Origin of the sequence: Rhodococcus sp. MEB041, from assembly GCF_030208955.1 — a bacterium.
In the GTDB taxonomy this organism is placed as follows: Bacteria; Actinomycetota; Actinomycetes; order Mycobacteriales; family Mycobacteriaceae; genus Rhodococcoides.
Genome location: NZ_JARVSZ010000001.1, coordinates 597,620 through 610,351, shown reverse-complemented (window position 1 = coordinate 610,351; position 12,732 = coordinate 597,620). Strand labels below are relative to the sequence as shown.

7 protein-coding genes are annotated in these 12,732 nt (G+C 55.7%); all 7 read left to right on the top strand.

Annotated elements, in window-relative coordinates:
* Positions 1-205 precede the first annotated feature (205 nt).
* The 7 genes from QRN16_RS02880 (at position 206) to QRN16_RS02850 (ending at position 12,710) form a co-directional block, all read left to right on the top strand.
* The gene (locus tag QRN16_RS02880) at positions 206-2,608 is read left to right on the top strand and encodes a DUF262 domain-containing protein (RefSeq protein WP_285184542.1); all 2,403 of its coding nucleotides are present in this window, start codon (positions 206-208) and stop codon (positions 2,606-2,608) included.
* A gap of 164 nt (positions 2,609-2,772) precedes the next feature.
* On the top strand, positions 2,773-3,930 hold the full coding sequence (locus QRN16_RS02875; protein WP_285184541.1) for a cysteine desulfurase family protein: 1,158 nt from the start codon (positions 2,773-2,775) through the stop codon (positions 3,928-3,930).
* Complete coding sequence (locus QRN16_RS02870) at positions 3,931-5,004, top strand: DUF4007 family protein (RefSeq protein WP_285184540.1); 1,074 nt, start codon at positions 3,931-3,933, stop codon at positions 5,002-5,004. It abuts the gene before it with no gap.
* Positions 5,001-8,450 (top strand): hypothetical protein, encoded by a 3,450-nt coding sequence (locus QRN16_RS02865; RefSeq protein ID WP_285184539.1) that lies wholly within the window; start codon positions 5,001-5,003, stop codon positions 8,448-8,450. The genes QRN16_RS02870 and QRN16_RS02865 overlap by 4 nt, the downstream gene beginning before the upstream one ends.
* Complete coding sequence (locus QRN16_RS02860; RefSeq protein ID WP_285184538.1) at positions 8,443-9,291, top strand: phosphoadenosine phosphosulfate reductase family protein; 849 nt, start codon at positions 8,443-8,445, stop codon at positions 9,289-9,291. The genes QRN16_RS02865 and QRN16_RS02860 overlap by 8 nt, the downstream gene beginning before the upstream one ends.
* 3 nt (positions 9,292-9,294) lie before the next feature.
* Positions 9,295-10,908, top strand: a complete 1,614-nt coding sequence (locus QRN16_RS02855) for a DEAD/DEAH box helicase (RefSeq protein ID WP_285184537.1) — start codon at positions 9,295-9,297, stop codon at positions 10,906-10,908.
* Complete coding sequence (locus tag QRN16_RS02850) at positions 10,899-12,710, top strand: ATP-binding protein (RefSeq protein WP_285184536.1); 1,812 nt, start codon at positions 10,899-10,901, stop codon at positions 12,708-12,710. Before QRN16_RS02855 ends, QRN16_RS02850 begins: the two co-directional genes overlap by 10 nt.
* Positions 12,711-12,732: the final 22 nt, after the last annotated feature.

The window sequence follows — 12,732 nt, the reverse complement described above, 5'->3', positions numbered from 1 at the left end:
ACGCGGTTCAGCCCCATCGACGCACACTTGCCCGAACAGGCATCCAGCATCCTGGTTCTCTCGCCATGCCGGAGCGAAGGCAGGCTCCATGTTTGACGAACCGGAGTCGACCGCGGGGCACCGCAGGTGCGTTACCCCGTCGCTGCGTTCGCACCGGCGTCTGATTGACTTGGTCCATCACACCACGCCAGTAGGGATCTGAAAAATGCCCACAGAAGCAAAAGATATTTTCGAAGCCCACAGCCGAAGTCTTCGGGAGCTTCTTAGCGAGAATGGTCTCGGTTTTTACCTTCCCCCATATCAGCGCCCTTACGGCTGGAGCAAGGACAAGGTCGAGAAACTGATTGATGACACCCTTCACGGCCTTGCAAACCTAGGCAAAACATCCGATAGTTTTACATTCCTCGGAACCGTAATCACCATTCACGACGTCAATCACACCACCGTGCAGCCCGTAGTCAAGACAGAGGTCCCTGCGAAGGTACTGACAGTCATAGACGGCCAGCAACGGATTTCAAGTTTACTTATGCTGATCGTATGCTTACATAACATGATCCGGCAAAGTCACTGGATGGTTTTCAAAGGCTCTGATCCGGCCGCGGACAATGAGGCACTTACTAACCTTCACGAAGAGACCATTGTCCTCTTGAAGTCTCTGGGTTCTGCATTCTATGAAAAGCACCAAATCGGCGATTCGCCGTTATATCCTCGTTTGATTCGGGCCTTCGACGATCAGTGGGCCAAAAAGGTTAGCAAACGCGAATATAATTCACCGATCGCGCACCTTCTTTTCTCTTACAGCGTTCTCGCCGACGGAGAGATCGGATCCAGCGCTCAGCCGACTGATTTTCGCCCGAAGGCGCGTACAGGCGTTGGTGAGGGCGAGGCAGACTTGACGCGCCGATTCAGCGAAATGCGGAGCATTCTTTCCGACTTGGCCAAGAACAAAGAAATGGACGACTTCGAAGCGCTGCCGCCGATGAAGGTACTCGCAGACAACACTGAATTTCAAAAAGCGCTTTTCAGTCATGAACTCGAGGACAACTTCTGTCGATATCTGAAGACGCTCGACGAGGGCCCGGAAATCGAACTGGTTCGGCTCGTCACGATCGGATCCTATGTATTGAATAGAATTGCAATCACTGTAGTCAAAGGCAAAGACGAAGACTACGCGTTCACGATATTCGAGTCACTGAACACTACCGGCGAGCCGCTCACAGCCTTCGAAACGTTTCTGCCACGCGTTGTCATGGCTGAAGGACTCGGTGAATATCAGAACTCTGCAGCCCACCTCCATATTAGCGCCGTGCAAACGTATCTGTCTCAATTTGCGGTCGGTGACAGACTTCAAACCGCCACCCGTGATCTGCTTGTGACATTCGCGCTGGCGGAGTCCGGAGCGAAACTCTCTAAACGGCTCGCAGACCAACGTGGGTACATGAAGGATTCTTTCGAACATACCAAGGGTGTCGCGGAGAACCGGCGGGCATTTTTACGGCATCTTAGGGATACCTCAGTCTTCATGCAGAAAACTTGGTCGCCCGACGACGCGGATCGAGAGCTCGCTGAGCTCGGTACGGCCGCGATGACCAACGATGTGAGATTGTGCTTGTCGTTCTTGAAGGCACTTAATCACACCATCGCGATTGCGCCCCTTGTAAGGTTTTACTCGACAGCAATTCAGGCACAGGGTGCTGAGGGCGTCGCAATGACTAAAGAATTCGAGAACGCACTCAAAGCCATCACTGCGTTCACTGTCTACTGGCGGTCATCCCGCCGTGGAACGGCGAACATCGACCGCGAGTATCGAGAGATCATGGCCGGCGTCAACGCTGCTTCCGGTATGCCGCCGCTTGCGCGTTGCCCGGATCAAACTTCAACGACGTCCACTTCGACGACGACTCCCAGCGTCAAGTTGTTGAAATCGGAACTGGCGGCGCGACTGATGTCCTCCGACCACGGAGACATCCCGAGCCTGGACGCGTGGATCACAGCCTCTTCGTCAGTTCCCATATACAAAGTGAATAAGGATCTCACGAGATTTCTCTTGCTTGCCGCCTATCACGACACCGTCGTAGATAAAGACAGCCCTGGGCTTATCCGGGCCGGCCGAGATGGCGCATCACCGTGTCTGAATATAGACGGTTGGAACGACACGGTTCACATGACCATCGAGCACATCGCACCGCAGGCTAACCAGCATGGTTGGTCTGTCGACTTGTACACCGAAAAAGACACTATTCATCAAATTGGCAACTTAGTACTTTCACCTGGAGGCGCCAACAGTTCGTTGAGTTCAAGGCCTTGGAGCGAGAAACGTGTTCTTTACGCGGCCCTGGGCGCCCCCTCGCAAGCCGACGCGACAAAACTTCTGGACTCGGCAAGCCAGGAAGGAGTCACCTTCGGCGTAACTACGAACACGTTGGTCAACATGTCTCGCCACACACCACACCTAAGCTCCCTGGGTATGCGGACCACTGAGTGGGACTCTGATTTCCTGGCGGACCGATCGCGCTGCCTGCTGGAGCTCGTCAACGCGCGCCTTGTAGGCTGGCTCGGCCTCGATTGGCCCGATGCGGCTCCGACGCCAACATCAGGAACCAACTGACCACACGATCGGGAGGTCGGGAGGTCAGGACTGTGCGTGAGCTTCGTCTGAACCCGCCTGACTAGGGTCCGCACCACGTGTCAGAGCTCTGTGTAAAAGTGCACATGTCCCCAAGGCGCGTCACGCACGCGCCCCTTGGGTGGGAGCACTACCATTGGAGCGACATGATTTACCTTGACTACAACGCATCGACGCCGGTCGACCCTCGGGTCACGGCTGCCATGGATGGTGCAGACGAGCTGTTCGCAAATCCGGCAAGCGTTCAGCATCTCCCAGGTCAAGCCGCCGCGGAGGCTGTCGAACACGCTAGGCATCGCGTAGCGAGCCTGGTTTCGCGCCCAGCCCGCGACGTAGTCTTCACCAGCGGCGCCTCTGAAGCTGCCACGATCGGCCTACTGGGTGCGATGTTGGCCGACCCACTGCGCCCCAACGTGGTCGTCACGGACACGGAACACAAAGCTGTTCTGGCGGCGGCGTCACTCGGAGCACGCCTCACGGGGGGCTCAGTTCGGAGCGTCCGGGTCAGGGGCGACGGAACTGTCGACGTCGACCATCTACGAGACTTGATCGACTCGTCCGTCTCTGTCGTAGCGGTGATGGCCGCGAATAACGAGACCGGGGTGTTAGGGCCCAAGGCCGAGGTGGTCTCAACGGCCGCCCATGAGAACGGCGCTCTGCACTTTTCGGACCTGACGCAGCTCGTTGGCAAGGCCGACGTGAAGTCGGACTGCGGCGACATCGATATCATGGTCCTGAGCAGCCACAAGATATACGGCCCAAAGGGCGGTGGGGCCTTAATTGCGTCCCGCCACGTGCAGAAAGTCCTCACCCCGGTCGTCGGGGGCGGCGGGCAAGAACACGGGTTGCGCGGCGGAACGCACAACACGCAAGGGATTATCGGACTGGGTGTGGCCGCTGAGTTGGCGTCAGAGGAGACGGCTAATGATCGCATCCGAATCACCGCTCTGAAGGACCGACTGTTGACAGGAATCCTGGAGCAAGTGGACGACGTTACCGTGAACTCCAAGACCGCCGAATGTCTGAGCAACACTCTGAATTTGCATTTCGCTGGAGCCGATGCTGAATCCGTCATGGCGGTTGTGCCCGAGGTAGCCATGTCGGCGGGAAGCGCTTGCCAGTCGGCCGTGCCTACGCCTTCACACGTATTGATCGCCATGGGGCTGAGCCACCAAGAGGCGGCTGAGTCCGTTCGGATTTCACTCGGACGACCCACCACCCAAGCAGAGGTTGATGAGGCAGTCGATCTGATCGCTGACGCGGTGGCAAAAGTCCGCCGAATATCAGCAAGGACGGGACACTAAATGTCTATCGAGCTCGCGGCGGCCCCGTCCTTCGCTAATCACCAAACGTTTCATCCGCGGTTTGGTTGGATCAAGAAGGGCTTTGATGCGGCTCTGGCCAATCCCAATGTCTTTAATGCACCTGAGTCTCCCGTTACGCTCGGGGTGGGTAAGAACATGGTTGAGGCTATCCGGTTCTGGACCCTGAGTGTCAAGGTCATAACCCGGGAGCCACATCCTGATAGCCCTCGGCAATCAATCTACGTGCCCACGAAACTCGGTAGCGCTCTGTTCGATGACTCGGTGGGCCTCGACCCCTACTCTGAAGATCTTAGTACCCTCTGGATCCTTCACTGGCACGCGGTTTCCGCAAGGTCCAATCTTCCAATTTGGCGCCTCACGTTCAACGATTTTTCCGCCATTGATTTTTCCGACAAGGAACTAACGGCTTACGTAGCTGACGAGGTCGCCGCAACGACCTGGAACCAACCGAAGCTGAGTAGTATTCAGAAGGACGTTGACTGCTTGTTGCGAATGTATAGCCGAAGAGAACTACGCGGCCGACAGACAATCGACGAACTGATTGACTCACCCTTCAGAGAACTGCAATTGATTCAGTCTTCTCCGGGTCGTGGCGGACGCTACCGCTTCGTGCGGGGCGAGAAAGCGGGACTTCCGCACGAAGCAATCACGTACTGCTGCTTGGACTACATGAGCCGCGAGGCCAATGGGAGTCGGACCACGTCGATCAACCGCCTAGCCACGGACCCAGGGTCTCCCGGTCGTCTGCTCAAGATCTCGGAGGACCAAATCCGTGCAGCAATCGAGTCGACCGCGAAGGCCGTTCCTTCGATAAGGCTTGCTAGGCCCGCCGGTGCGAGTCAGCTCGCTGTTGACATGGAGCCCGAATACGCGGCTCTCGCTGTGTTACTAGCGCGCCATAGCGCCCGCCGGCCCGATCTCCTAATGCTTGAGAATTTGGAGGTTGCGGGACATCGTGCCATGGAGCCCGCCCTGTCGGGTCGCGAAGTGAGGCGCAAGCTCGGCGCCGTTGCTAACAAAACTACTGCCGGAAAGAAGGGTAGTGCAGCGTGACCGTTCTTGCCGATTTCGTAGAGACCCGAGCCAGATTCGCCCGTTCAGCAAATATCGAGCGTGACTATGGCTCCGGGGCAACTGCGGGCTACATGCCGACAGGACGAGCAATCGACGTCGTGGCCCGAATTGCACGCGGACTGTCCAACCCAGCATCCGGGAGGACGTTCTCGATAACCGGGCCACATGGAGGCGGAAAGTCATCCTTGGCGGTCTTCCTCGACGGCCTGCTTTCCCCTAGCCGTACGGAGGAGTTCGAACAAGCACATACAACCCTCAGGTCCGCAGACGCCGAAGTACACCGTCTGCTGGAGGCAGGGGTATCCGCTATAGGAGATGCTGGCGAGGGCTTCGTGCGAGCGTTCGCGACTGCGCGCGCCGAACCGGTGAGTGCAACGATAGCGAGGGCACTTCATTCGGGTGCCGTAAGGTCCTTCGGCGCTGACCAAACAGTCGTACCAAATTACTTCTCTGCCGTTTCGACGGAGACGCCGAGTCCTGAGGAGGTCCGCTCGGCAGTAGTCAACCTGTGTGCGATCCGCCCAGTCATTCTCGTCGTGGACGAGTTCGGCAAGAACTTGGAGGCCTATGCGGCGTCGGGCGGATCCGGCGATCCCTTCTTGCTTCAAGAGCTCGCGGAGGCTACTCAGGGTACTAGAGCGCTACCGCTGATCGTTTTAACTATGCAACATCTCGCTTTCGATGAGTACGTTCAGGAGACCAGCAGCACACGGCGCCGTGAGTGGGCCAAAGTGCAAGGTCGGTTCCAAGACATCCCGTATGTCGAAACACCCGCTCAGTCTCGACAATTGGTTTCCGCGTGCTTTCAACAGAAATCCGCGCAATTTGCAACAGCTGCATCGAAATGGGTCGACAAAAACCGAATCGTGATCGACGGTCTCGGATTAAGGGACCTATCCGCCGAAGCGGCAGCGGCCTTCCCGTTGCACCCGCTCGCCCTCGCCGTACTTCCCGACCTGTGCACACGATACGGCCAGAACGAGCGCACCTTGTTCTCGTTCGTAGCCGGCTCGGAGCCTCTCGCCGTGCCACGGTTCCTTGAGTCCCAGGAATGGAAACCATCCTCAACTATCCCTCTACTCGGCCTCGGCAGAATATACGACTACTTCCTAGACTCAGCTTCTAACATGGTCGGGGTTTCAGAGGGCGCGAGTCGTTGGATGGAAATCGAGACTCGAATTCGGGACACCTCTGGCTTGAACGAACTCGAGCTTGAAGCGGTGAAGTCTATTGGTCTTCTCAACCTCATCTCTAGCGGAGGTGCCATCCGTGCGTCAAAGTCGCTTCTTGCTTTCGCGTTGATCACTGGGCGACCTGGAGCCAAAACCCTGGGCGACGTTCAGAAGGTTTTGAACCGCCTTGAGGAGCACGGACTCATTGTATACCGCGATTTTTCCGATGAATACAGAATCTGGCAAGGCTCCGATTACAACCTGCGATACTCGATTGAGCGCGGCAAGCGCGAATGCGCTGATAAGAGTTTGAGCGATCTATTGAACGCGGCAACTCCTCTTGAACCAGCAGTTGCCGGTCGGCACAGCCAACGGACAGGAATCCTCAGAATCTTCGAGCGGAGGTTCGCGGATGCTGAACTTCTCGCTGACGAGAACCTCGGACCTGAATGGGATGGCGTCGTCCGGTACTGCACCGAGACGGGGGTCAATGGAACGACCGAGCGAGCCGACGGACGTCCCATTATCAATGTCGTACCCATTAACGTTAACAACATCCGTGCGGCTGCTATCGAATCTGCTGGCTTGCAGGTAGCTCTGAAAAACGCCGAGACCGAGAACGCGGACTGGGTCGCTCAGAGGGAACTTTCGGAGAGGACCGCAGCTGCGACGCAAGCACTTCGGACAGAAGTAGAGCGCACATGGGACAGCAGTGCAGCGTGGGTGCAAGTGGGCGGAACGCAAACTCTTGAGCCCAGGACTGGTCTCTCGTCGATGCTGTCTGCAGTGGCCGACAACGTCTACTCAGGCAGCCCGCGGGTGGCTAACGAGATGATTGCACGCCGCGAACTGACAAGCCAGGGCGCGAAGGCTCGTCGAGTGCTTATCGAAGCAATGCTGCAAAATGCGGGCGTGGAGACGTTCGGCCTGACAGGCTACGGACCAGAACGAGCCATTTACGAAGCTCTATTCCGCTCGACCGGCATTCACCGGGTCGCCACGCCGGACAACGACTGGCAAATTCAGGCACCTTATTCAGGCCCATGGCGCAAGGCATGGCTGACCGCGGAAGAAGTGCTCGCAGCGCCTGCGACACAGCGTCGAAGCCTCACCTCAGTCTTTGACCTGCTCAAAGCTCCGCCTATTGGGCTCAAGGATGGCGTCATACCCATATTTGTCCTAACCTTGTTGATCAAACACGCGGATCAAGTCGCACTGTACGAGCATGGAAGTCTGGTGTTGGCACTAGACGACGCCATTGCCGAGCGACTAACACGGAACCCTAACCACTTCACTTTCAAATACTCGAACACGCGTTCGGGGAGCCGCAGGATTGTGCTCGATGCACTGTCTGAGCGGTTGAAGATCAAAGGTGGCACCGCGGGTCCCACCTTCCTGAATGTAGCAACCGCCCTGTACAGGGAGCTGCGCTTGCTTCCCCCCTATGCTCAGAAGACAAAGAGAAATTTATCCCAACAGGCAATAGAGGTTCGTAACGCGTTTAAGCTCGCATCCGAACCCGACGTGCTTGTTTTCGAATCACTTCCGCGGATCTTCGATGTCGAACTTGATGTCGGGACCGCGACGCAGAACCACGTTGCGGCTCAGAAGTACGCAGACCATCTTGCTGATGTGATCCTGGAGTTAAGAGCGATCTACTCACGACTTCTCGACGAAGTAGAAGAACATCTCGCGCTTGCGACTGCCACCAATGGGTCGCTAACTGAGGTCCGTCACCGCCTAACTGGTCAAGCTACTAACCTCGATGGTCGAGTTCTTGAGCCAAAACTGCGTGCCTTTATCGGTGCGCTCGCACGCCCCTTGGACGATCAACGGTGGCTTGAGAACGTCGCGATGGTCGTGTCAGAAGGACATGCTCCACGGGTGTGGACCGACGACATCGCGTTCAGGTTTCCCCTCGCCGTCGCCGAGGTCGGCGGATCGATGCGTCGAACTCAGGCACTGCTGTACGAGCGCATCGCATCCACAGGCGAGCTCGACGGCTACGCGACAAGCAGACTGACGATCACCAAGGCGGATGGGTCCGAGACCACCGAAATCGTCTCGATTACTGCACGAGAGTCGTCCGCGGTAGACGAGTTTTTGGACCCCCTGCTTGAGCAACTGACCCAGCTGTGGGGATCTAGGACCACCGCGTGTCGGATGCTCATGGCAAGGTTGGTGGTGGGAGACGACCGAGAGGTCGCTCCCGAGAACGTGGCACCCGATCGAAAGGACGTGCAGCATGGCTAGCACCGAACGCCACATCTGTGGAATCAGTGGCGGAAAAGACTCCAGCGCTCTGGCTATGTACCTGCGTGACCGCGTACCCAATATGGAGTACTTCTTCTGTGATACCGGCGCCGAGCTCCCCGAAACCTATGAGTACCTCGACAAACTTGAAACAGCTCTTGGCAAGCCCATCGCCCGCTTGAACCCTCGCAAGGGGTTCGATCATTGGTTTGAGGTGTACCGTGGCGCGCTACCTTCACCGCAGATGCGTTGGTGCACCAAAAAGATGAAGATCGAACCACTCGAGGAGTGGATCGGCGAAGATGCTGCCGTCTCGTATGTAGCTATCAGAGCGGATGAAGCAAGCCGTAAAGGTTACGTCAGTACCAAGCCAAACATCAGAACCGTCCTACCCTTCGTAGAAGACAACATTGACCACGATGGTGTACTCAGAATCCTTGATGAAGCGGGCATCGGCTTGCCCAAGTATTACGAGTGGCGAACTCGCTCGGGCTGCTACTTCTGCTTCTACCAGCGAAAAGCAGAGTGGGTTGGGTTGTCTGAGAGGCATCCCGAACTTTTGGAGCGCGCTATTGCGATTGAATCGAAGGTACGGCAAGACGCCGGTGCCGATGGCGACGCGTCGTTTGGCGAGTTCGCTATGAAGGGTAGGCAGTACACGTGGTCGGGAGGAGAGTCCCTTCCCGACTTGATTGCTAGACGCGAGGAGATCATTGAGAGACATGCTGCGTCCGTAGAATCTGCAGAGAAGCGAAAGAAGAATAGGACAGTATGGGACGTGCTTGGTGATGCGCTTGACGACGATGACGATACGGATCAATGTACCGTCTGTGCGTTATAGGCAATGCCAACACTTTCCCAACTAATAAACAGGCTCGATGAGGAGAGCCTGCAGGAGATACTGGGCACGAAAACCGTGCGCCTTTTGAACCTCCTGGATGAGGGGATGACAACACCCTCTAAGTTGAAGCTCGTCCTTCAGGCTGTGCACGACGAGCGAACGCTTGTTCGAGACGCCGAGTTGCGGTCTTTCCTTACCGACACGCTTTCGCGAAGTGAAGCCAAAGAGATGGTGTCACGTCTTGGAATAAAATCGAACGACCCCTACGAGAGTCTACGTCGATTGAAGCCCCGTAAAGGCTCAGCAGTTGAGGACCTACTGTTCTTATTGTTGAATGTGGAGCTAGAAGCGGGCGACCGAGAGTCTGAAGTTGTCCAGCCGAACATTGAAGTTGCAAATGCTGACTACGCACTGTTCAAGCATCAGCGCACAGCAGTTCGGCAATGCGCTGACATACTGTCCCAATCGCAGGGCAGAGTGTTGCTCCATATGCCGACAGGATCCGGCAAGACGCGTACCGCGATGCACTTAGTGGCGCAATATCTCGCGGCAAACGAGCCCTCAGTTGTTACGTGGCTTGCTTCATCGGAGGAACTTTGTTCCCAGGCTGCAGAAGAATTTGAGCGCGCCTGGAAGAGCTTAGGGAATAGGCGCGTCAACGTGTACCGACACTGGGCACACTTCAATGCCCCTCTCGACTCGATCTCCGACGGTTTCGTTGTGGCTGGCTTACCGAAGTTGTACGCAGGAGCGCGCGGTGATACTCGGTTCATTACTGGGTTGTCCGACAGGAGTAGATTTGTCATCATCGACGAAGCTCATCAATCGATTGCAGAAACCTACCGATTCGTAATCGAGATGCTCGTTGAACGTGATTCCGACACGCGCCTACTCGGACTGTCTGCCACACCGGGGCGAACTTGGAACGATGTGGATGAAGACTCTAAACTTGCAGAATTCTTCAACCATCGAAAAGTGGCTTTGCAGATTGACGGCTTTTCTTCGCCCGTCGAATACCTGCACCGCGAGGGATATTTAGCCAGACCCAATTTCGAAAGGCTTGTGTTCAGCGGCGGTCCGTTGCTCGACAGTACTCAAACCGCCGACCTGTCGCGTCGACTTGACCTGAGCGAGAGGATGCTTGCGCAGCTTGCCGAAAACGATCAACGTAATCTGTTGATTCTAGACAGGGCTGAACAATTGCTCAGGGTGCACCGAAGAGTGATTGTATTCAGTGCGTCGCTCCAACATGCTCGGCTACTTGCCGCTGTTCTCGTTGCGCGTGGACACGACGCGGCGGCAGTTTACGGGACAAGCACCGCATATGACCGACGTGCTATCATCGAGCGGTACAAGTCTGATGAGCGACGTCCGATGGTACTCGTGAACTATGGGGTCCTCACTACTGGATTCGACGCTCCGGCGACAAGCGCGGCCTTAATCTGTCGACCTACCCGGTCGTTGGTGTTGTACAGCCAAATGGTTGGACGCGCTATTCGTGGTCCGAAGGCAGGTGGTAACGAAGAAGCCACAATCGTCACGGTTGTCGATACAAATCTTCCCGGTTTTGGAACAATTGCTGAAGCGTTCGAGAACTGGGAGGATGTATGGCAATGATGGGTGACCACACGACGCACGAGCTCGTTCCAGCCAAATTGGCGATCCAGGCGATGCGCGACAACGGATACCGGAACGCCGCATACGCACTTGCGGAGTTGATCGATAACGCGGTTCAAGCCGGAGCGACGGTAGTGGACCTTCTTTGCCTGGAAAAGACGGGCATGGTCGAGCAGCGAAACCGGCGAAACATCGCCGCGATCGGCGTTCTGGACAACGGAAGTGGAATGGAGCCAGGCGTCCTCCGTCTAGCTCTGCAATTTGGTAATGGAACGCATCTGGATGACCGTTCCGGAATGGGTCGCTTCGGTATGGGATTGCCAAGCGCGTCTATCAGCCAGTGCCGATACGTCGGGGTGTGGTCGTGGACAGACGGGCCATCGAGTGCGCATTTTAGTTATATTGACTTGTTGAAAGTCATGTCGGGAGAGGTGCACGACGTCCCAGAACCAGTTGCACGCGAGGTACCGTCTGAGTGGCGCGACATCTCAAGAAACTTTGCAAGCACGGGCACGCTCGTGGTCTGGCAAGACCTCGACAAGTGCATGTGGCGAACTAGCAACACAATTATCAGAAACAGCGAGTTCGTAATTGCTAGAATGTATCGAAATTTTTTGTCGAATAACGATTTAACTATACGCATGGCATCTTTTGACGAAGAGAATCTAAAAGAGCCAACTATCGAAAAGTTTGCAAGAGCGAACGATCCGAACTACTTGATGGTGCCTTCTTCCACACCTGAGCCGTACGGCGATCTTCCAATGTTCGAACGCGATGGAAATAATTGGGAAGTTACACGAAAGATCCAATTGCGGGGTGAGACGCATGAAATGAAAATTAAATTCACTATTGCCTCCGACGCAGCGCGCTCACCTGCCAATGCTGGCAGTCTCCCGTACGGGAAACACGCTGCTCAGAACATTGGCGTGTCGCTAGTGCGAGCTGGGCGTGAACTCAACCTAGACCAGTCGCTGACGATTAAGTACGACCCCCGTGAACGCTGGTGGGGTATCGAGATCGATTTCCCTCCGGCGTTAGATGAATTATTTGGTGTCACGAATAACAAACAATCTGCGCGAAATTTCAGCGATGTTGCCGAATCTTATGAGAGTAGTAAGGCAGCGGCCGGGTGGAAGGAGTATCGCCAGAGTCTAGAGGACGACGACGATCCTATGGTGCCCCTCCTGGACATTGTCGAACTAATTGACAAACGGCTGAAGTTAACGCGTAAGGTTATTGAAATTCAAAAAAAGGGTTCAGGTAAATCGCGTCACGATAGGGACGCATCGAGTGCTGAGATAATTGGCACAGAAGCCACTCGTGCGCGTCAACAATTGGGTCAACAAGGCAGTAGTGATCACGGCGAACTGCGACCTGCGATTGAACGTGAACAAGAGCTATCTGCTGAATTAGTGGACACTGGCTTAAGCAAGGAAGCAGCCGACACTATAGCTGCAAAGACTATCGACATGGGAATAAAATATACGTTCGCCGATACTCCGTTGGAGGGTCGGTCGTTCTTCACGGTCAAAGCTGTCGCAGGTGAAATCATGATCAAACTAAACGTAAATCATCCGGCATACAAGAATCTGTATGAAGTCCTGGATCGCGAGCTTGAATCCGATACGAACCTCGATGCGCTACGAGCCAGACTAACCAAAGCTTCGACTGGTCTCAAATTGCTCCTGATGGCATGGGCACGACTTGAGGATGAAGAGGAAAACGACACGTTGCTGGCCGAACTACAAGATTATCGAAGCAAATGGGGTGCAGTGGCTTACAAGTTCCTTCAGACCGAATGACATCCGGTGACCTGTGGGGACG

Excerpts from the sequence above, each read along its gene's own strand:
- QRN16_RS02855 (WP_285184537.1), top strand. The coding sequence starts at position 9,295 with ATGCCAACACTTTCCCAACTAATAAACAGGCTCGATGAGGAGAGCCTG.
- QRN16_RS02850 (WP_285184536.1), top strand. The coding sequence starts at position 10,899 with ATGGCAATGATGGGTGACCACACGACGCACGAGCTCGTTCCAGCCAAA.
- QRN16_RS02870 (WP_285184540.1), top strand. The coding sequence starts at position 3,931 with ATGTCTATCGAGCTCGCGGCGGCCCCGTCCTTCGCTAATCACCAAACG.
- QRN16_RS02875 (WP_285184541.1), top strand. The coding sequence starts at position 2,773 with ATGATTTACCTTGACTACAACGCATCGACGCCGGTCGACCCTCGGGTC.
- QRN16_RS02860 (WP_285184538.1), top strand. The coding sequence starts at position 8,443 with ATGGCTAGCACCGAACGCCACATCTGTGGAATCAGTGGCGGAAAAGAC.
- QRN16_RS02880 (WP_285184542.1), top strand. The coding sequence starts at position 206 with ATGCCCACAGAAGCAAAAGATATTTTCGAAGCCCACAGCCGAAGTCTT.